At 62.7% G+C, this 18,412-nt stretch carries 21 protein-coding genes and 2 pseudogenes; 15 read left to right on the top strand and 8 right to left on the bottom strand.

Annotated elements, in window-relative coordinates; all coding sequences use genetic code 11:
• The 5 genes and pseudogenes from BA190_RS36955 to BA190_RS25535 all read left to right on the top strand — a co-directional run.
• Positions 1–141, top strand: a pseudogene (locus tag BA190_RS36955) (electron transfer flavoprotein subunit alpha/FixB family protein); the annotation flags it as partial.
• A gap of 210 nt (positions 142–351) precedes the next feature.
• A complete protein-coding gene (locus tag BA190_RS25550; RefSeq protein ID WP_068294421.1) occupies positions 352–1,149 on the top strand; it encodes an alpha/beta hydrolase in 798 nt (265 codons plus the stop codon).
• 131 nt (positions 1,150–1,280) lie between these two features.
• Positions 1,281–2,186 (top strand): LysR family transcriptional regulator, encoded by a 906-nt coding sequence (locus BA190_RS25545; RefSeq protein ID WP_068294419.1) that lies wholly within the window; start codon positions 1,281–1,283, stop codon positions 2,184–2,186.
• Positions 2,187–2,412: 226 nt separating this feature from the next.
• Positions 2,413–3,735, top strand: a complete 1,323-nt coding sequence (locus tag BA190_RS25540) for a dicarboxylate/amino acid:cation symporter (RefSeq protein WP_082980036.1) — start codon at positions 2,413–2,415, stop codon at positions 3,733–3,735.
• A 255-nt stretch (positions 3,736–3,990) separates the two neighbouring features.
• Positions 3,991–4,359: a helix-turn-helix domain-containing protein gene (locus BA190_RS25535; RefSeq protein WP_082980035.1), complete on the top strand. Its 369-nt coding sequence runs from the start codon at positions 3,991–3,993 to the stop codon at positions 4,357–4,359.
• A 67-nt stretch (positions 4,360–4,426) separates the two neighbouring features.
• Here the strand turns inward: BA190_RS25535 and BA190_RS25530 are convergent, their stop codons facing one another.
• The gene (locus BA190_RS25530; protein ID WP_068294413.1) at positions 4,427–4,783 is read right to left on the bottom strand and encodes an antibiotic biosynthesis monooxygenase; all 357 of its coding nucleotides are present in this window, start codon (positions 4,781–4,783) and stop codon (positions 4,427–4,429) included.
• Positions 4,784–4,905: 122 nt separating this feature from the next.
• Here BA190_RS25530 and BA190_RS25525 point away from each other — a divergent pair, with 122 nt between their 5' ends.
• Entirely contained in the window at positions 4,906–5,793 is an 888-nt protein-coding gene (locus BA190_RS25525) for a LysR family transcriptional regulator (protein WP_068294410.1), read from the top strand.
• 153 nt (positions 5,794–5,946) lie between these two features.
• On the opposite strand, the gene BA190_RS25520 is transcribed toward BA190_RS25525, so the two are convergent.
• The 3 genes from BA190_RS25520 to BA190_RS25510 form a co-directional block, all read right to left on the bottom strand.
• The gene (locus tag BA190_RS25520; RefSeq protein WP_156771699.1) at positions 5,947–6,510 is read right to left on the bottom strand and encodes a hypothetical protein; all 564 of its coding nucleotides are present in this window, start codon (positions 6,508–6,510) and stop codon (positions 5,947–5,949) included.
• Between the two features lie 17 nt (positions 6,511–6,527).
• Entirely contained in the window at positions 6,528–7,217 is a 690-nt protein-coding gene (locus tag BA190_RS25515; protein WP_068294403.1) for a hypothetical protein, read from the bottom strand.
• A 123-nt stretch (positions 7,218–7,340) separates the two neighbouring features.
• Entirely contained in the window at positions 7,341–7,742 is a 402-nt protein-coding gene (locus BA190_RS25510; protein WP_068294400.1) for a RidA family protein, read from the bottom strand.
• Between the two features lie 162 nt (positions 7,743–7,904).
• Here BA190_RS25510 and BA190_RS25505 point away from each other — a divergent pair, with 162 nt between their 5' ends.
• From BA190_RS25505 to BA190_RS25495, 3 genes are all read left to right on the top strand, one after another.
• Positions 7,905–8,495 (top strand): TetR/AcrR family transcriptional regulator, encoded by a 591-nt coding sequence (locus tag BA190_RS25505; RefSeq protein WP_156771698.1) that lies wholly within the window; start codon positions 7,905–7,907, stop codon positions 8,493–8,495.
• 494 nt (positions 8,496–8,989) lie between these two features.
• Positions 8,990–10,204 (top strand): MFS transporter, encoded by a 1,215-nt coding sequence (locus BA190_RS25500; RefSeq protein WP_068294431.1) that lies wholly within the window; start codon positions 8,990–8,992, stop codon positions 10,202–10,204.
• A gap of 140 nt (positions 10,205–10,344) precedes the next feature.
• Entirely contained in the window at positions 10,345–10,689 is a 345-nt protein-coding gene (locus BA190_RS25495; RefSeq protein WP_068294394.1) for a hypothetical protein, read from the top strand.
• A gap of 40 nt (positions 10,690–10,729) precedes the next feature.
• Here BA190_RS25495 and BA190_RS25490 read toward each other — a convergent pair whose 3' ends face one another.
• From BA190_RS25490 to map, 3 genes are all read right to left on the bottom strand, one after another.
• The gene (locus BA190_RS25490) at positions 10,730–11,362 is read right to left on the bottom strand and encodes a LysE family translocator (RefSeq protein ID WP_068294391.1); all 633 of its coding nucleotides are present in this window, start codon (positions 11,360–11,362) and stop codon (positions 10,730–10,732) included.
• A 125-nt stretch (positions 11,363–11,487) separates the two neighbouring features.
• Positions 11,488–11,880, bottom strand: a complete 393-nt coding sequence (locus tag BA190_RS25485; RefSeq protein WP_068294388.1) for an ester cyclase — start codon at positions 11,878–11,880, stop codon at positions 11,488–11,490.
• Positions 11,881–11,911: 31 nt separating this feature from the next.
• The gene (gene map / locus BA190_RS25480) at positions 11,912–12,661 is read right to left on the bottom strand and encodes a type I methionyl aminopeptidase (RefSeq protein WP_068294385.1); all 750 of its coding nucleotides are present in this window, start codon (positions 12,659–12,661) and stop codon (positions 11,912–11,914) included.
• 359 nt (positions 12,662–13,020) lie between these two features.
• Between map and BA190_RS35485 the strand changes: the two genes are divergently transcribed.
• The gene (locus BA190_RS35485) at positions 13,021–13,875 is read left to right on the top strand and encodes a lysozyme inhibitor LprI family protein (protein ID WP_082980034.1); all 855 of its coding nucleotides are present in this window, start codon (positions 13,021–13,023) and stop codon (positions 13,873–13,875) included.
• A 43-nt stretch (positions 13,876–13,918) separates the two neighbouring features.
• Entirely contained in the window at positions 13,919–14,356 is a 438-nt protein-coding gene (locus tag BA190_RS25470; protein ID WP_245314953.1) for a lipoprotein, read from the top strand.
• A 79-nt stretch (positions 14,357–14,435) separates the two neighbouring features.
• Here the strand turns inward: BA190_RS25470 and gcvA are convergent, their stop codons facing one another.
• Positions 14,436–15,338, bottom strand: coding sequence for a transcriptional regulator GcvA (gcvA, locus tag BA190_RS25465; protein ID WP_068294378.1), 903 nt, complete (start codon positions 15,336–15,338; stop codon positions 14,436–14,438).
• A gap of 128 nt (positions 15,339–15,466) precedes the next feature.
• Between gcvA and BA190_RS25460 the strand changes: the two genes are divergently transcribed.
• The 4 genes and pseudogenes from BA190_RS25460 to BA190_RS36695 all read left to right on the top strand — a co-directional run.
• A complete protein-coding gene (locus BA190_RS25460; protein ID WP_068294425.1) occupies positions 15,467–15,952 on the top strand; it encodes a VOC family protein in 486 nt (161 codons plus the stop codon).
• Positions 15,953–15,988: 36 nt separating this feature from the next.
• Positions 15,989–16,720 carry an SDR family oxidoreductase gene (locus BA190_RS25455; protein WP_068294375.1) on the top strand — a complete coding sequence of 244 codons (732 nt, stop codon included), beginning with the start codon at positions 15,989–15,991 and terminating at the stop codon, positions 16,718–16,720.
• Between the two features lie 215 nt (positions 16,721–16,935).
• Entirely contained in the window at positions 16,936–17,817 is an 882-nt protein-coding gene (locus BA190_RS25450; protein WP_068294372.1) for a 3-hydroxybutyryl-CoA dehydrogenase, read from the top strand.
• A 355-nt stretch (positions 17,818–18,172) separates the two neighbouring features.
• Positions 18,173–18,412: pseudogene (locus BA190_RS36695) on the top strand (hypothetical protein); the annotation flags it as partial.

The following is an 18,412-nucleotide window of genomic DNA, read 5'->3' as shown; positions in this document are numbered from 1 at the left end:
ATGAAGGACAGCAAGGTCATCGTCGCCATCAACAAGGACGAAGAGGCCCCGATCTTCCAGGTCGCCGATTACGGCCTCGTCGCCGATCTCTACACCGCTCTGCCCGAACTCAAGGACGAACTCGCCAAGATCGGCAAGTAAGGAGAACGGGCAGCATCCGCCTGTCTCCATCGGGTGATTTCAATGTGCCGGTCCTTGGGGGCCGGCACATTTTTTTGGAAGATCCACGAGGCCCGAACACCTGTTCGATGGCGTTGAAAGATCTCTCTCGGGGCTGTTCCCTCCGCTCTTGCCTTCCCTGCCGGCTCGTGGCGAATTGCGTTTCCTGTGCCGCCGCTGGAAATCCGGTTCGTGTCGAAATTCCTTATCTTCGTCGCCGCACTGGCCGCGGCGCTCTATCTGGCGGTCTTCGCCGCTCTGGCCTTTGCCCAGCGCTCCTTTGTCTTCCAGCCAGGGGGTGAGGTCCTCCCGCCAGCCATAGCCGGCGCTGAGGTCCTGAAGCTGCGCACCGAAGATGGCGAGACGTTGATCGCCTGGCATGTCGCTCCCGCGCCGGGTAAGCCTCTCCTGCTCTACTTTCACGGCAATGGCGGCAATCTCACCTTGCAGACCGAGCTGCTGCGGGCTCTGACCGCCGGCGGCAACGGCCTGATGGCGGTGGAATATCGCGGCTATCCCGGCTCCACCGGCTCGCCTTCCGAGCGGGGCCTGTTGCTTGATGCCGAAGCTGCCTATGCCAATGCGCTGGCCCTCGGCACGGCACCCGAACGCATCGTGGTGGTGGGCCAGTCCCTGGGCTCCGGCGTGGCCGTTGCCCTGGCAGCGCGCCACCAGGTGGGCGCGGTTGTGCTCGATTCGCCCTTCACCTCGGCTCTGGCCGTGGCCTCCCGCCTCTATGGCATGTTCCCGGTGCGCTGGGTGATGCTGGACCCCTTCCCCTCCGACGAGCGCATCGTCAAGGTGAAGGCGCCACTTCTCGTCGTGCACGGCACTGCCGACGGAGTCATCCCCTTCGAGTTCGGCAAGGGCCTCTACGACCTCGCCAACCAGCCCAAGACCTTCATGCCAGTGGAAGGGGCAGGGCACCTCAGCCTCGGCTACGTCCTGCCGCAGGTGCGGACATGGATCGACGGCGTGATGCTGCGCTGATCGATTGCCTCGCCGGGCCGTACGTGGCGCAGATGGGCGGGATTGGGGGAGGTAGTGTTGTGAAATATCGACAAGACTCGAAGATGGCGCGCTAGCCTTGGCTCATCGAAGTGCCAGACAGGGGAGAGACCATGGAACTGCGTCACTTGCGCTATTTCATCGCTGTCGCCGAGGAACTCAGCTTCCGGGCCGCTGCCGCTCGACTTGGCGTTTCCCAGCCGCCCCTAAGCACGCAGATCCAGGACCTGGAATACGAACTCAAGACCCAGCTCTTCCTGCGCAACAAGCGGCGTGTCGAATTGACCGCTGCCGGTGTCGCCTTTCGCGATTATGCGACCGCGATCCTTGCCCAGGTGGACGAAGCCGCCGAACAGACGCATGCCATTGGCCGGGGCCAGATCGGAACGCTTGACCTTGCCACCACCGGATCGGTGCTGATGGGGCCGCTGGCGGGCCTGATCGCCCGGTTTCGCCTGCGCGTGCCGGAAGTCCAGGTGCGTATTCGCGAGATGCCGCCGCTGGAGCAGGAGGCCGCGCTTCACGCGCGCAAGATCGACATCAGCTTCTTGCGCGGACCGGTCGGCGATCCCGATCTGGTCACCGAACTGGCATGGGAGGAAAAAGTCGGCGTGGCCCTGCCGCAGTCGCATCCGCTGGCCGCCAATGAGAGAATCGAACTCTCCGAATTGAGGAACGAGCAGTTCGTTTTCCTGAGGGTGAAGAATTCCCGGTTTGCCCGCTATCTCAAGGAATGCTGCATCGAGGCCGGATTTGACCCCAATATCACCCAGCAGGTCGTCGAATCCTATTCGCTGCTCAGCCTGGTTGCTGCAGGCCTCGGCGTGGCGCTCGTGCCGGAGGCTGCCAGGGAAATGTTGCGGGCCGGTGTCGTCTACCGGGCATTGGTGGAGCCTGCCCCGGTTGCCGATGTCATCATGCTGTATCGCCCCGATCGCAGCGCCGTGGTGAACCGATTCCTGAGTGAAACGCGCGAATATTTTCCAGTTTCGCCTCAGGCGAGACCGGAGCGCCTTTAGGCAATCTTCCGTCGACGGGACAACGACACCCGATTCCATGATACGGAATCGCACCTTCTGGCGCCGGGATTTTGTGCTCTAAGCGTTGCCGCATACGGCGCCATTGAGATCGGGAGTGTGGCGGGCGACGTTTGGGAGAACGCACCGTTACCGGACCCCTCGAGGGGACCGACAGCTCCTTCGGCAAAATCAGAAACAATGACGGCGCCGACCGTGGAGGAAATATATGCTCAGATTCTTCAGATCCCTGTTCGGGCAGGTGGTCATAGCCCTTGTTCTGGGAATAGTGGTCGGCATCCTCTGGCCGGGTTTTGCCAGCCAGTTGAAGCCGCTCGGCGATGCCTTCATCAAGCTGATCAAGATGGTGATTGCGCCCCTGGTCTTCGGCGTCGTCGTCCACGGTGTCGTCGGGGCGGGGGACCTGAAGAAGGTCGGACGGGTCGGCGTCAAGGCCATCGTCTATTTCGAAGCGGTGACGACGATCGCCCTGTGCCTGGGGCTGGTGATGGCCCATTTCTTCCAGCCGGGCGTCGGCATGAACATCGATCCGAAGGCGCTCGACGGCAGCGCCCTCGCCAACTATACCGATCATGTGCGCGAGGTCACCGGCGGGGTCGACTTCCTCCTGCGCATCATCCCGACGACGCTCACCGACGCTTTCACCAAGGGGGATATCCTCCAGGTTCTGCTCATTGCCATCCTGTTCGGCGCCGGGCTGTCCTTGCTCGGCGAACGCGGGCGGCCCGTCGCCGACTTCATCGATGTCGCCACCGATGTTCTCTTCAAGATCATCGGCTTCATCGTCCGGCTCGCCCCCCTCGGCGTGTTCGGTGCCATTGCCTTCACCGTCGGCAAATATGGCATCGGCTCCCTGCAGCAATTGGGCTATCTCGTCGTCCTGTTCTATGTCAGCGTGATCTTCTTCGTGCTGGTGGTGCTCGGCATCATCATGCGGATCGCCGGTTTCAGCCTGATCAAATTCCTGATCTATCTGCGCGAAGAACTGACGATCGTCCTGGGCACCGCCTCGTCCGACAGCGTGCTTCCGCAGGTCATGCGCAAGCTCGAGAAGATGGGGATCAAGGATTCCACTGTCGGCCTGGTCATCCCGACCGGCTATTCCTTCAATCTCGATGCCTTCTCCATCTATCTCACCCTGGCTGCGGTGTTCATCGCGCAGGCTACCAATACGCCGCTCTCTGAAACCGATCTCCTGGTCGTGCTGGGGGTCGCCCTCCTGACCTCGAAGGGGGCGCATGGCGTACCGGGATCGGCCATCGTCGTTCTCGCCGCTACCCTGTCGGCGCTGCCCGTCATTCCGGTGATCGGCCTGGTCCTTGTGCTGTCGGTCGACTGGTTCATGGGAATGGCGCGGGCGCTCGGCAATCTCATCGGAAACTGCGTTGCCACCGTCGTCATTGCCGTATGGGAAGGCGATATCGACAGAGCACAGGCCAACCGCGTCCTGAACGGCGAGCGTGCCGGCCCTTACGAGAAGACAGCCCAGGGGACCGCTCTGCCAGGCGAAGAGGCTTCCTCGTCTCGCTAGGGCATGGAAACTGCATCTTAGCTGAACGCGCTCTGCTTCCTCAGCCTCCCTCCGCGTCCTGCAGGGGGAGGTTTTTCTTTGGTGGCACAGCCGGCAGTGGCAATCCGACCGGTCCGAATAGCCTTCTGCTATCGATCGATTTCGGCGATAATAAATATCTCAATAATATCACCCGATCCGAATGATATATTGGACGTATAAGAGGAACGGCAACATAACGAGGGAGCGTCCGCAAAACAACGGGAGGGAGAACCGGTGTCTGCTTTGGAAGCACTCGATCAACATCTGGGAGGCATCGCCGGCGACACGCAGGGACTGCCATTCGGCAATCCCCGCCAATTTCGCGAGGATCGCGATGGTGCCGTCGGTCATGGTTGCGTGCAGGCCGTGTTGCGAGCCCTGTCGATCCTCAAATGCATTGCCCAGGATCCGCGCGGCATGACGCTTTCGGAAGTCGTTCGCGGCACGAGCCTGGCGCCATCGACGGCGCATCGCCTGCTCACCACGCTGCAGAGCGAAGGCTTCGTGCAATTCGAGACCGGGGCCTTGCGCTGGTTCGTCGGCCCCGGCGCCCATCTGGTGGGGGTCGCCTGCCAGCCACAAAGGCGGCAGGCGCTTTCATAAGGGGGAGACGCGCCGGGGGACCGCCATGCCGCCTGACGGGTCTGGGCACCGGCGCGGGACAGGACGATCAGATCGTCGCTACACGCTTCGGCAGGACGAGATCGCCGACGGTGTAAGTGTGAAACTCGCTCCTGGAAACCTCGTCGAGCTTGCGGAATTTTGTCGCGAATACGGGGTCGGAAAAGAACTCGCCGACATTGCCGGCGCCCTGGATTGCCTCGATGTTGACGACTGTCAGTCCGTCCGTGCTCCTGGCCAGGGTGCTCCACAGGAAGCCTTCCTTGTGCTCGGCGACAAAGTGCACCACGTCCTGGATGACCGCGAAGGCCTCCTCCTGCTTGCCGGGATGGGCGTGAATGACGTTGACGACGAAGGTGGTCGGCACAGGGGCAGCCGAAAAAGCAGCCGGGGATTTGGTGTCCATGAGTGTCTCCGATGAAAACGCGGCGGGCTCGCCGCGGCCCCATCTGGATATCGAGGGCAAAATAGCGGATAAATGGTCCGGTAATCGCATCACATCGGAAATTTATTCCGTAATTGTCACCTATGGACCGGCTCGGAACGCTCAGCATCTTCATCCAGGCCGCCGAAGCCGGAAGCTTCGTGGCCGCGGGGCAGCGCCTCGGCCTGTCGGGGTCGGCCGTCGGCAAGGCGATCGCCCGGCTCGAGGAGGAGATGGGTGTGCGCCTGTTCCATCGTTCGACCCGGAGCATGGCGCTGACCGAGGAGGGAGGCTTCTTCCTCGATACTTGCCGACGCATCCACTCCGAGTTCGAGGCCGTGAAGGCGCAATTGTCGCGGTCGCAGGCAATTCCGCGCGGGCAGTTGCGCGTGAGCCTGCCGCTCGCCGGTATGCTGCTGATGCCGACGATCGCGGCCTTCATGGCGGCCTATCCTGAGATCGATCTCGATCTCGATTTTACGGACCGGCTGGTGGATGTGATCGAGGAAGGTTTCGATGCGGTAATCCGCACCGGCGAGGTCAGGGACACGCGCCTGATGAGCCGCAAACTCGGGACCTTCAAGCACAGGATCGTTGCCGCGCCTGCCTATCTCGCCGCCAATGGTACGCCGAACGTGCCGGAGGACTTGCTCGGCCATCGCTGCCTGCACCATCGCTATGCCAATTCGGGCAGGCTCGAACCCTGGCCGCTGGTGCGGGACGGGCGCGAGCTCAAGCTCAACCTGCCCCAGACCACGATCGCGAGCACGCTGGAGCCCCTGATCTATCTGGCCGAGCAGGCCTTCGGCATCACCTGCCTGCCGCCCTTTGCGGTCGCTTCGGAACTGGCACGGGGCAGCCTGACGTCTCTGCTGGAAGACCATCTGGCCGAGGCCGGGACCTTCCGCGTGCTGTGGCCGAGCAATCGATATCTCTGCCCGAAAGTGCGGGTCTTCGTCGACTACATGGCCGCCAGCCTGTTCGCAGCTTGATCCGTGCAGCAGCTGGTGAAGATCAGAATGAGCCTTCGGCAGATTTTCAGTTATTGCGAGCCCGGTGAAGCAATCCTCAGGCCGCGTATATCCGCCTTGCCGAGACCGGATTGCTTCGACGTCCCTACTATCGGACGAGATTCCGCCTGCCCCTCACTCGATTTTGCTCTGCCAGTTGCGCACGATGTCGCCGAGCACGGCAAGCTGTTTTGCCAGGTCGGGTTTGATTTCGGAAAGCTGCTTGATGTAGTCGGCCAGGGCGCTATCGAAGCCATCGGGATTCTGTCTGCGCAGATTGGCCAGGCGGTTGAGCGTGGAGGCTACCGTAAGCTGAACGTCGTCCTGGAACACATCGCTCTTGGCATAGGTGGTGCCGAGGGACGCCAGGGTGATCGGGTAGGGCACCACGGTCTTGCGGCCCTTGGTGTTCGGCAGGTTCTCCTCAAGGGCAGGCTGATAGTCGTCGGCGCAGGCGACGACCGTGTAGAGGCGGGTTTGAGAGCCGAGCCTGATGTCGAAATTTCCCTGGTCGGACGTGCGTGCGACATCGAGGCGCTTGGCGTCCGCGTTCGCTTCCTTCTGGCAGGCGCCGTCGGGCACGACCTGGACCCCGGTCGCCCAGGCCCGCACTTCGGCACGCAGGGGCTGCATGGTGTCCTGGTCGACGACACGTCCCCGATGAGGGACCTGGCTTTCGTCGCCGATGGCTGACGACACGAACGCCAGCAATGCCGCTATCGGAAAGATAGCCAAGACAGGAAGACGCCGATAAGCCATATGATCCCTCCCACGATCCAGATCGTTCCGTTTAACGTGCCAACTCCCGCCGTTCGGAGAACCTGGGCATCCGCCGGCGTCACCTGCACCCTTTGGTCGCTGAGCGTGTTTGCTCCACAGTCGACGATGATCGCCTGCGGACGAACCAGGCCCTGGATCTGATAGCTGGGGGCGGGTCCTCCGGCATTGACCTTCAGGCTGACGGCCCGATCCCAGCCGGCAATGTCATAGGTGCGGCAGGTCGCTTTCGGCGGCACTGGGACGGAGGCCTGCACGATGGCATTGGAGCCAAAGATCTCCAGGTGATTGCCGCCAGCGGTAGGGCTTTCGATGATTCGTACGGCGGTCTGGGCGATCACGGCGTGGGCGAAGTAGAAACTTGCTACGCCGGCCAGAACCGCAAGGAGGGCTGCAGCGCCTGTCGAGAGAATGATATTCGGTCTTGGACTGGCCGCTGCCGCAGGTTTTGCCCAGCGACGCAGCAGTTGAACGACCGCTACGATCAGACACACATCGACGAGCGCGACCAAGACTAGCCGCCACTCCAGGCCCAGGCCGGAAAGCTGGATTGCGCTTCCAACGGCTCCAGCTGCCACCAGGGCCAACAGAAGCTTCCAAAAGGACTTCAAAACGTTGGCCATGGTCATGAACGCCCGGCAGCCTGGCGAAAAGATGGTGACGATATTAAAACCTTGGACCCAGCGGTCCGAAAGCGCTTCGAGATCTTGCGAATACGCTGCCTGCCGTGACGCGCGCGTGTATTGCGCAGGTCAATCCAGGTTTTCGGGAAGGCGGGCGACGACCTTGATCTCGAAGTCGAAGCCCGCGAGCCAGTTCACGCCGATTGCCGTCCAGTTCGGGTAGGGGCGGCGGTCGAAGATCCGGTTTTTCACGGCCATGATGGTCTCGAACTGGTTTTCGGGATCGGTGTGGAAGCTGGTCACGTCGACGATGTCGTCGAAGCCGCAGCCCGCCGCCTTCAGCGTTGCCCTCAGATTGTCGAAAGCCAATTGCACCTGACGCTCGAAGTCGGGTTCCGGCGTGCCGTCGGGGCGGCTACCGACCTGGCCCGACACGAACAGGAGGTCGCCCGATCGGATTGCAGCCGAATAGCCGTGCGCCTCGTAGAGCGCATGCCGATCCGCCGGGAAAACTGCCTCACGCTGTGCCATGTCCTCAGTCCTTTTCCATGATTGGGTTACGTGCGGATCTCGCTCGATGCCGCTAGGGCTTCACACAGCCCCACCGCATTTGATATACGTTACGTATCTCGAATTATGGGCATACGTGTCGTATGTCAACCTAGATACGATGCGTATATGAAAGGAACTGCGATGGCTGCCAGACGCCGGGCCGAGACGATGGAGGAGAACCGCGCCAAGTTGATCGCAGCCGCGCGCAGGGCGTTTGCGAGAACCGGCTATGCTGCGGCCTCGATGGATGAATTGACGGCGGAGGCCGGCCTGACGCGCGGGGCGCTCTACCATAATTTCGGCGACAAGCGCGGGCTTCTGGCCGCCGTGGTCAACCAGATCGACGCCGAGATGGCGGCGCGCGCGCATCAGGCGGCCACCCAGGCCCCGGACGAATGGGAAGGTCTGCTGATCGAGGGCGTGGCCTATATCGAGATGGCGCTCGATCCGGAGGTGCAGCGCATCGTTCTGCTGGATGGCCCGGCGGTCCTCGGCGATCCCTCGCTATGGCCGAGCCAGAACAATTGCCTGCAGATGACGAAGCGAACGGTCGAACGCCTGATCGGGCAAGGCATCATGAAACCGCTGGATGCCGAGGCTGCGGCTCGGCTCTTGAGCGCGGCTGCGCTCAATGCGGCCCTGTGGATCGCCGCGAGCGAGGATCCCGAGAAGGTCTTGCCGAAGGCCGTAGAGACTTTTCGCGCCCTGGCGACAGGTCTGCGCCAGCCCTAGAGCAGAACGGATTGGCTCGACCGTCTTTGCGATTTGAAGTGACGCAGGCAAATCGCAAAACGCTTTGAAATGCTTCTCTTGGAATGTCGCCGGATTTGTTACTCCCACCTCCTCGGCCGCCAGTGACAGAGTTGCGGTCGCCGGCTGAAAACGAGGCTCGGCCGAATGGGAGGCGTGCGATGACGATTCCGGTTGGAAATATCGGCAGGGAAGAGGAGGTCGGCGAGGCCGCTCCTCGGCCGCCATGCCATGTTTGCGCGGAACGAAATTTCTGATAGCATTTTGCAACCAGAATAATTTTGCAACCGCATGTCGGATCGGCAGTTGCTCGTGCGTCCTTGAGGTATCGCCGCGACAGGCCTGGAGCAAATGCGCTCGGACGTGAACGCTCGTTTGTTCTCACATCCTGTTTTGTCGCGTCCTTGCGTTTCCCGTCCTTTCCGATGGGGCGCGAGACGCGATGCAGCCCGCGGCACAGGAACGGGTGGAGCATGATGGACAAGACTTCCTATCGTTGGGTGATCGTCGCCGCCGGCGGCTTGCTCGGATGCGTTGCCATCGGCGCGATGTTTTCGCTGCCGGTTTTCCTCAAACCCATGTCGGCGGCGACTGGCTGGTCGGTGACCGGCATTTCCACCGCCATGACCTTCGGCTTCCTGGCGATGGCGCTGGCCAGCATGGTCTGGGGCAATTTGTCGGATCGCTTCGGTCCGCGCCCGGTGGTGCTGGCCGGCGCCATCCTGCTCGCCGCCAGCCTGGCCCTGGCCAGCCAGGCCGGATCGCTGGTCGAGTTCCAGCTCGTCTTCGGCGTGCTGGTGGGCGTGGCGGTCGCCGCCATGTTCGCGCCGATGATGGCCTGCGTCACCGGCTGGTTCGACACCCAGCGCAGCCTGGCCGTATCGCTGGTCTCGGCCGGCATGGGCATGGCGCCGATGACCATGGCACCGCTTGCCGCCTGGCTGGTCACCATCCATGACTGGCGGACGTCGATGCTGATCATCGCAGCCATCGCTGCCGCCGTCATGATTCCGACCTCTCTGCTGCTGCGCCGGCCGCCTGCCCTGGAGCAGGGCAACGAAGCGGCGCTGGCCGACGAGCCGCAATCGGATATGACGTTGCGCCAGGCGGTACGCTCGCCGCAGTTCATCGTGCTGATGCTGGCCAACTTTTTCTGCTGCGCCACGCATTCGGGGCCGATCTTCCACACGGTGAGCTATGCCGTGACCTGCGGCATCCCGATGATCGCCGCCGTCACCATCTACAGCGTCGAAGGCCTGGCCGGCATGTTCGGGCGCATCGGTTTCGGCGTGATGGGCGACCGCTTCGGCGCCCAGCGCATGCTGGTGATCGGGCTGTTCGCCCAGGCGTTCGGTGTGCTGTTCTACGCCTTTGCGGGCCAACTCGGCCAGTTCTACGCCGTAGCCGTGGTGGTTGGCTTCATCTATGCCGGCGTGATGCCGCTCTATGCCGTGATCGTGCGCGAGAATTTCCCGCTCAAGATGATGGGCACCATCATCGGCGGCACGGCGATGGCCGGCAGCCTGGGCATGTCGCTTGGCCCGCTGCTGGGTGGCATGATCTACGACTACTTCAATACCTATATGTGGCTCTATGTCGGCTCCTGGGGCATGGGCATTGCGGCGACGCTGATCGCCCTGACCTTCCGTCCTTTCGCCAAACCGCGGGAGCAATTGGCCCCCGCCGGGTGAGAGCCTGCAATACCGCGCCGGCGTCGAGGGGACCTTGGGCCCCTCGGCACGCCGGTAGCACCAAAGGAAGCCCTTGATCCGGCGCGGAGCCACGTTACGAATCCGGTTGATGGAGCAATTTAGAACCGGAGGCCCTCTCCATGCCGTCATTCGTGAGGTGGAAGACGCCCGTTCTCGTGGCAGTGGTCGCGATCGCCTTCCTGGCGTCGTGGATCGTCCTCTCGCCTTACCGATCCGCCTGCACCACGGAGGTCGTGGCGGCGGAACAGGCCATGCGGGCTTCGGATCAAGAGTTGAGAACCGTCGGTGTGACCGACAAGGCCGCCATCTGCCAGGTCTACCGACGGCGGGTCGACGCGCTGAAAACGGCGGCGCCCGTCATGCGGCGATGCGGGACGGCCCAACTGAATCCCGATGCCGACTGGTCGGCTAGGGTGACCGAGCTCGGTTTTTATCAAGGGCTCGTCGCGCAGCAATGCGGCTGAATCCCCTTCGGCCTTCACGATCCATGCCGTGGGGCTTTCGCTAGCCCCTCTGCAGGGCGAGGTGGACGCCCATGCCGACCAGGATCGCCCCGCCCACGCGGCGCATCAGCCGCTGCGCGCCGGAGGAGCGCTTGAGCCGGCCGATGATCACGGCGGCCAGCATCACGACCACGATATCGACGAGGCCGAACAGGACATTGGCGACCGTGCCCAGGATGGCAAATTGCAGCCAGAGCGGGAAAGAGGCAGCGCCATCGACGAATTGCGGCAGGAAGGCCAGGAAAAACAGCGCGGTCTTCGGGTTGAGAACCTCGACGGTGATGCTTTGCACGAAGGCCTGGCGGGCCGAGCGGCCGCTGCCGCCGATCGTTCCGGCATCGGCGCCTTGCCGCGCCCGGAACAGGCTGATGCCGAGCCAGATCAGGTAGAGGGCGCCGGCGAGCTTGACGCCGGCATAGACGATGGGCACCGCGTGGAACAGCACCGACAGGCCGGCGGCCGCAGCGGCGACATGAGCATAGGCGCCCAGATGCAGGCCGAGCGCCGCCATCAGCCCGGCCTGGCGCCCGCCCGCCATGGTCCTGGCTGCGGCATAGAGCATGGAGGGGCCGGGCAGCACGGAAAACAGGGCCGTCGTGACGATGAAGGCGAGCAACACGTCATAGGAGGGCATATCGTCGGCTTTCGTCGGCTTTCGTCGGCTGTAGGATTGGGCGGCGACCATAGCACCGGATATCGGTTCTGTCGCAAGCCGCGACGGGGCCGCGAGGCATTCTCGTCTCTTGCCGGGGCCGCCCGTCAGCGTCCCAACTGCGCCTCAATCGCCGCCTTGTCGATGATCGACCATACCGAGACGATCTTCTCCGCCTCGAAGGCGTAGAACACATTCTCCGTGAACGCGACCTTGCGCCCGTCGAGCTTCAGGCCGAGGAAGCCGGACTTCGGCGTGCAATCGAAAGCGAGCCGGGCCGCCACAAGGGGCGGTTCGCAGGCCAGGAGCTCGATGTGGAAGGCGAGGTCGGGAATGTCCTCGAAATCCTTGATGAGCATGCCGCGATAGCCTGACAGCCCCAACTGGCGGCCATTGTGCTCGACCCTCTCATCGACATGGCGCCCAAGTTCGTTCCAGTCCTGCCGGTTGAGGCAGGCGACATAGGCCCGGTAGAGATCGGCGAGAGTTGCGGCGTCCATCGGACTGGCTCCTCATCTCTTTCGGATGGCATCACGCCGGCAGCGTGAGGACGAGCGGCCCGGTGCGGGTCGCCACCACCGTATGCTCATACTGCACGGTCGGGGCGCGGGGCTCGCTGAACAGCGTCCACGGGTCCTCGCCATCCGCCGCCCATTCGGCGCCCAGGGAAAGGAACGGCTCCACGGTGAACACCAGGCCCTCCTGCATCTTGCGGCGTTCCGAACGGTCCGGCCAGGTCGCGAGTTCCTTGGGCTCTTCATGCAGCGACCGGCCGACGCCGTGGCTGGCGAGGTTGCGCACCAGCGTATAGCGGTTCTTGCGGGCGAACTCGCCGATGGCATTGCCGATATTGGCGAGTGGCAGGCCGGCGCCCACCTGGCGGATGCCCGTCCACATCGCCCGCTTGCCGTCCCTGAGGAGGCGCTGGGTGGCCTTGGAGACCGGCTCTACCGCGAAGGACGCACCGGTATCGGCGAAAAAGCCGTCCTTCTCGGCGGAGACGTCGATATTCACGAGGTCGCCCGGCTCGATCCGGCGCTGGCCGGGGATCCCGTGGGCGATCTCCTCGTTGACGCTGATGCAGGTCGCGCCGGGAAAACTGTAGCAAAGCTCGGGCGCGGAGCGGGCGCCCTCCCGTTCGAGGAGCTTTCGGCCGATCGCGTCGAGCTCGGCCGTGGTCATGCCCGGTTCGAGCGCAGCCCCCATCGCCGCCAGCGTATTGGCGACGATGCGGCCGATCTCCTTGAGCTTGAGCAACTCGTCTTCGTTCGAAATGGTCATGCGGCTACTATATTCGAGATAATGGCGAGCGGGGAACCCTAGAGCAAAGCGCGTTCACACACGAACGCTTGTTTGCTCTAACTCTTTGTTCCGACGCGTCTTTGCGATTCTCGGTGATTCCGAGAAATCACAAAACGCTTTAGGGCCAGCTCGACGACAGGGGAAATAGGGATCCCGGCCAATCCAGGCAAGACGCAGGATCCTCATCGAACCATCATACCGAAAGAGGGGGGCGAAAGTGGTATGATTGCACTTTGAAACGATTTGACTCGATGGATTTTCAGCCTATTCCTGGAAACGGGGCAATGCTGCGTAGTCGAGCGAGGCGTTGTGCGGCAGGAAAAGCTAGGAATGCGGGCATGAGAACGATCTGTGGGCTGTTGGCAGGCGGTATTGTGGCAGTATCGATCCTGCCGGTAGGGGCGGCAGAACTGAATTACACTTCGCTGATCGGCAAATGGAAGGTGCAAGGCGTCAAGGTTTCTGGCAGCGGAGTCCAGGCGCTGGTCAACAACGATCCGCAATATATGGGTGCGGAGGTCGAATTCGCCGCCGACAAGATCACCTGGCTTAAGGGGACCAAGGCCAAGCCGCTCGACCCGAGCGACAATTGCAAAGCGATCCCGAAGCTGACCCCGGCCGACCGCAACGATCCCGACAGCGGCTATCGCGTCAAGGGCGGCTTCAATGTGCTGTGTGGCTCGGCCCAGTGGGGCCCCGGCGCAGTGGTCAGGCCGGTACAGGCCGACACCGTTTCGCTCTATTGGTATGATGGCGGCATTTTGACTTTGAAGCGCGAAGGCGTGGCCGCCGCTCCGCCCGCGCCCGCCGCCGTGACGCAGGCTGCTGCGTCTGGCACGCCCAGCACGGCCGATTGCAGCAATGCCTCGACCCAGGCCGACATGAACGAATGCGCCGACAAGGCCTTCAAGGCTTCCGATGCTGCGCTCAACGCCACCTATAAGCAGATAGAGCAGCGCTTGAAGGACAATGCCGACGCCAAGAAGCTGCTGATAACAGCGCAGCGCGCCTGGCTGGCCTTCCGCGACGCCGAATGCGCTTTCGCGACATCCGGTTCCTCGGGAGGCAGCATCTATCCCATGGTCTACTCCATGTGCCTGGACACGGTCACGCAGGCCCGCACCAAGAGTCTGCAAGCCTATCTGAGTTGCGGGGAGGGGGACGCGAGCTGTCCGGTTCCCGCAAGCAACTGACCGTCTCCCCCGTTTGACGCTGACGACCGCAATGGAGCTCGAGATGAAACGTGTTCTTGTCGCTCTTGGTGCCCTGGCCCTTCTGGCTGGTTGCAAGACCGCCGAGCAGCAGCGCGCCATCGATATGACGAACGACAACCGTCAATGTCAGGCTCAGGGCTTTGCGCCCGGTTCACAAGCGCTGGCCCAGTGCATGACCGCTGCCGCTCAGTCGCGCGCCGCCGACCAGGCGAGACAGGCCGCTGCGCAACAGGCTTGGTTCGACAGGAACGATGCCAATTTCCGGGCTAGGCAGCAAAGGGCCAACACCAACGGCAATACTAATAGTTGGTCTCAGTCGTCGAATAATCAGAACATCGACACCAGACCGCAGTTCGACAAGCAGGGCAATCCCAACTTCGACAGCCAGGGCAATTATCAGGGCTGCCATGGCATTGGCTGCCAGGTTGACAATCCCGATAACAACGACGATTCGAACTGAGCCGGGGCGCGGCCAGCCTGTTTTTGGTACACCCGATCTGGAGATCGACAGACCGGGCTTGCGCGTCCTGTCTGCAGCGTCAGCGCGGATGGTCGCCGGTCGCCGTCATTTCTGCGAAAATCCAGTCGCGAAAGACCTTGACCTTGCGTTGGCGGATCGCTTCGGGCGGATAGACCAGATAGAAGCTCGACCGCGATTTCACGGCATGGCCGAAGGGGCGCACCAGCCTCCCGGACGCCAGGTCACCGGCGACCAGCATGGTGCGGCCGAGCACCACGCCTTCGCCCTGCACGGCGGAGTCGACGGCGAAGGAATAGGAATCGAAGGTCAACCCGGCCTGCGGATCGATACCCTCGATCCCGGCACTGGCCAGCCAGTTCGCCCAGTTGATCGGAAAGCCGTCATGGATCAGCGTATGGTGCTTGAGATCCTCGGGCTGGAGCAGCGGGGGCGAGCCTGTCAATAATTTCGGGCTGCAGACCGGGAACACCTCCTCGCCTGTGAGGAATTCGACGCTCAACCCTGGATAATCGCCGCCGCCATAGCGAATGGCGACATCGATGCCGTCGCCATGGAAATTGGTGAGCTTGCCGGTGGTCGAGACCCTGACGTCGATGTCGCCATGCGCGCGGTGAAAGCGATAGAGGCGTGGCACCAGCCAGCGGCCGGCAAAGCCGTCCGAGGTGCTGACATTCAAGGTGGAGGCCGAATGACGGCTGGTCGCCGCCGCTGTGGCGGCCGTGACCAAAGCAAGCGCCTCGCGCACCGCCCTGGCATAGGGTTCGCCCACCGTCGTCAGCCGCACCGACCGGGTGTCGCGCTCGAACAGCAGCACGTCGAGCTGCTCCTCCAGATGCTTGACTGCCCTACTGACGGCGCCATGGGTGACGTTGAGCTCCTCGGCCGCGCGGGAAAAACTGAGATGCCGGGCCGCGGCTTCGAAGCTCGGCAAGGCGTTGAGCGGGGGAAGCTTGCGAGCCATCGCGATCCGTAGCCTGAGATCTGATCTGTGATTGTTAGTCACAAATTTTTGCCAAATCATGGTTTGTCTGTCGAGAGTTTTCTGATCACTCTGCCATGAGATTTGTGATCAATCCGCATGAGAGCGTCATGGCCAGCATCCGCCCTTTCCTCTGGTTCGACAAGAATGCGCAAGAGGCGCGCGACTTCTATATCTCGGTCTTTCGTAACGGCCGGGCTCTGGAGGACATCGTCCTCACCGACTTCGTCGCCGGTACGAACAAGACCGTGCCTCACGCCGTGCACGACTTCGAACTCGAGGGGCTGCGCCTGACGGCATTGAACGCGGGGTCGATGTCCCCCTTCAATGAAAGGCTCTCGCTTTATATCGAGACCTCCGACCAGGCCGAGACCGACTATTACTACCAGGCGCTTACGGCCGATGGCGGCTCCGAAAAGCCCTGCGGCTGGCTGACGGACAAATATGGCGTCTATTGGCAGGTCGTCCCGGAGATCACGCTGCGGCTGATGGCCGATCCCGATCGAGAGAAGGCGGATCGGGTTCGGCAGGCCATGTACAAGATGACCAAGATCGTCGTCGCCGATCTCGAGGCGGCTTATGCCGGCCGAGCCTGACCCATCCCCATGACCGCAGATAATCGGAGGTTTCCCATGGCTATGCTCACGGGACAGAAGATCATCGTCGTCGGCGGCGGTTCCGGCATCGGCCTTGGCGTCGCCAGGGCGGCCCTCGACAACGGTGGGGAAGTGGTGATCGTCGGCCGCTCGCCAGACAAGTTGCGGGCCGCGGAGCAAAGTCTCGATGCGGGCTTGCAGGTGCGATCCGTCGTGGCCGACATGACGGAGGAGGCCGATCTTGACCGGCTCTTCCGGAATGCCGGCGCCTTCGATCACCTGGTGTCGACGGCCGGAACGCCGCCGCCAGCCGACCCTATCGAAGGCACTGACATGGCGATGGTGCGGCGCTTCGTCGACAACAAGCTGATCGGCGCCGTCGTGCTGGCCAAGCACGCCGTGGTCACGCTGAGACGAGACGGCTCGATGACCTTCACCTCCGGAATCAACAAGGACCGGCCGCCGGTTCCGGGAGGTGCGGTCGTTTCGGCCATCGCCGGTTCGTTCAGCTTTTTCGCACGCGCCCTGGCACTGGAATTGGCGCCGAGGCGCGTGAACATCGTCTCACCCGGCTGGGTAGACACGCCGATGTGGGACGAGATCGTCGGGGAGGCCAAGACCGGCTTCTTCACAGATATGGCGGACCGCCTGCCGGTGGGCAGGATCGCGACCCCCGCGGATATCGCTCCGGCCTATCTCTATCTGATGGCGAGTGCCTTCACCACGGGCGAGACCATCCATATCGATGGCGGGCATGGCTTGATCTAAGGAAACTATGGTTTAGTCGAGCCGCATTTTTCCAGGCAGCCCGTTTCATGATATTCTTCCGGCAGATCGGGCCGTATGGGACGCGCTCCTTCTCGTGAGAGGCCGACGTCCGAATGCGACCATTTCGACCGACAGGCCTGCAGGAAAGCTGCGACTGCGGTCTTCCCACGCGCCGATTGCCTCGATAAGATCGAGCAAATGGCAGGGAACTGGAAATGACGGTGGATATCAGGACGGTCGGGATTGTGGGCGCCGGGCAAATGGGCAGCGGCATCGCGCATGTCGCCGCTCTGGCCGGATTGAACGTGGTGCTCAACGACGTGTCGGAAGATCGGGTCAACAATGGCCTGGCTACCGTCAACGGCAATCTCAAGCGCCAGGTCTCCAAAGGCGTCATCACCCAGGCCCAGAACGACGAAGCGCTCTCCCGCATCAAGGCCGAGCCCAATGTGGAGGGGCTGGGCGTCTGCGATCTGGTGATCGAAGCCGCCACCGAGAACGAGGCTGTCAAGGTCAAGATCTACGGCAATGTCTGCCCGCATCTGAAGCCGGAGGCGATCCTCGCCACCAACACGTCGTCGATTTCGATCACGCGGCTGGCCGCGGCTACCGACCGGCCGGAGCGCTTCATCGGCATTCATTTCATGAATCCGGTGCCGGTGATGCAGCTCGTCGAGATCATCCGCGGCATCGCCACCGATGACGGCACCTTCGAATCCGCCAAGGGCTTCATCACCAAGCTCGACCGCCAAGTCGCGGTCGCCGAGGATTTTCCGGCCTTCATCGTCAACCGCATCCTGCTGCCGATGATCAACGAGGCGATCTACACGCTCTATGAGGGCGTCGGCACGGTCGAATCCATCGACATGGCGATGCGGCTCGGCGCCAACCACCCGATGGGCCCGCTGCAGCTCGCCGATTTCATCGGCCTCGACACCTGCCTGTCGATCATGCAGGTGCTGCATGAGGGCCTGGCCGATTCCAAATACCGGCCCTGCCCCTTGCTGGTCAAATATGTCGAGGCCGGTTGGCTCGGCCGCAAGGTCAAGCGCGGCTTCTACGATTATCGCGGCGAAAAACCGGTGGCGACCCGCTGACCTCGAGCGCCGTTTTCCAATTTCGTAAGGCGCGGTTGTCCTTCCTCGCAAGGGGGAGAAGGCAGCCGCGCCTTTTTTCATGCCCTGGCTGGGTGGGAGATAGGGCGCTCCTGATCGGCATATCTTCTGTTAACCCTGCTCGGCTATGAAGAGGCTCTGCCCTTTTGAGGCCAAAACTTCGGATTAAGTTCGGAGCACATAGTGCTGATGTGGTTAATCGGACACGCCGTCCGACAATCGTACGGCAAGACTGTGGCGGCCATACCGCGCGGCCCGGCCGCGTGATAGAGGGCTGCCCATGATCCCTTTTTGTGCCGGACCTTACGTTTCGGCAACCAGCGTGGAAGTTCCTGCTATGAAGCAGCCTACCCCTCTTGTTCTGGCCGCCGTTTCCGTTTTGGCCCTGGTTCTGGCCTCGCCGGCACTGGCACAGGACAGCACTCCGCCCACAGCGGACATTCCGGTCGCTGCGCCTGCAGCTCCTGAGGCACCTGCTGCCCCCTCCGCTCCCGCTGCTGCTGCAGAGGCGCCCCAGCCCGCCAGTCCCGCCCCGGCGCCGGCCGCGCAGGCTGCTCCCGAACCCGCCGCTCCCGCA

This window comes from Labrys sp. WJW (assembly GCF_001676615.1).
Taxonomy (GTDB): Bacteria; Pseudomonadota; Alphaproteobacteria; order Rhizobiales; family Labraceae; genus Labrys; species Labrys sedimenti.
This window is presented reverse-complemented; position numbering and strand designations above follow the sequence as displayed.

Coding starts and splice junctions, on each gene's coding strand:
- BA190_RS25525 (WP_068294410.1), top strand. CDS start 4,906: ATGGACCGGCTCGGAACGCTCAGCATCTTCATCCAGGCCGCCGAAGCC.
- BA190_RS35485 (WP_082980034.1), top strand. CDS start 13,021: ATGAGAACGATCTGTGGGCTGTTGGCAGGCGGTATTGTGGCAGTATCG.
- BA190_RS25515 (WP_068294403.1), bottom strand. CDS start 7,217: ATGACCATGGCCAACGTTTTGAAGTCCTTTTGGAAGCTTCTGTTGGCC.
- BA190_RS25505 (WP_156771698.1), top strand. CDS start 7,905: ATGGCTGCCAGACGCCGGGCCGAGACGATGGAGGAGAACCGCGCCAAG.
- BA190_RS25530 (WP_068294413.1), bottom strand. CDS start 4,783: ATGGACACCAAATCCCCGGCTGCTTTTTCGGCTGCCCCTGTGCCGACC.
- BA190_RS25470 (WP_245314953.1), top strand. CDS start 13,919: ATGAAACGTGTTCTTGTCGCTCTTGGTGCCCTGGCCCTTCTGGCTGGT.
- BA190_RS25540 (WP_082980036.1), top strand. CDS start 2,413: ATGCTCAGATTCTTCAGATCCCTGTTCGGGCAGGTGGTCATAGCCCTT.
- BA190_RS25500 (WP_068294431.1), top strand. CDS start 8,990: ATGGACAAGACTTCCTATCGTTGGGTGATCGTCGCCGCCGGCGGCTTG.
- BA190_RS25460 (WP_068294425.1), top strand. CDS start 15,467: ATGGCCAGCATCCGCCCTTTCCTCTGGTTCGACAAGAATGCGCAAGAG.
- gcvA (WP_068294378.1), bottom strand. CDS start 15,338: ATGGCTCGCAAGCTTCCCCCGCTCAACGCCTTGCCGAGCTTCGAAGCC.
- BA190_RS25490 (WP_068294391.1), bottom strand. CDS start 11,362: ATGCCCTCCTATGACGTGTTGCTCGCCTTCATCGTCACGACGGCCCTG.
- BA190_RS25510 (WP_068294400.1), bottom strand. CDS start 7,742: ATGGCACAGCGTGAGGCAGTTTTCCCGGCGGATCGGCATGCGCTCTAC.
- BA190_RS25455 (WP_068294375.1), top strand. CDS start 15,989: ATGGCTATGCTCACGGGACAGAAGATCATCGTCGTCGGCGGCGGTTCC.
- BA190_RS25545 (WP_068294419.1), top strand. CDS start 1,281: ATGGAACTGCGTCACTTGCGCTATTTCATCGCTGTCGCCGAGGAACTC.
- BA190_RS25450 (WP_068294372.1), top strand. CDS start 16,936: ATGACGGTGGATATCAGGACGGTCGGGATTGTGGGCGCCGGGCAAATG.
- BA190_RS25495 (WP_068294394.1), top strand. CDS start 10,345: ATGCCGTCATTCGTGAGGTGGAAGACGCCCGTTCTCGTGGCAGTGGTC.
- BA190_RS25485 (WP_068294388.1), bottom strand. CDS start 11,880: ATGGACGCCGCAACTCTCGCCGATCTCTACCGGGCCTATGTCGCCTGC.
- map (WP_068294385.1), bottom strand. CDS start 12,661: ATGACCATTTCGAACGAAGACGAGTTGCTCAAGCTCAAGGAGATCGGC.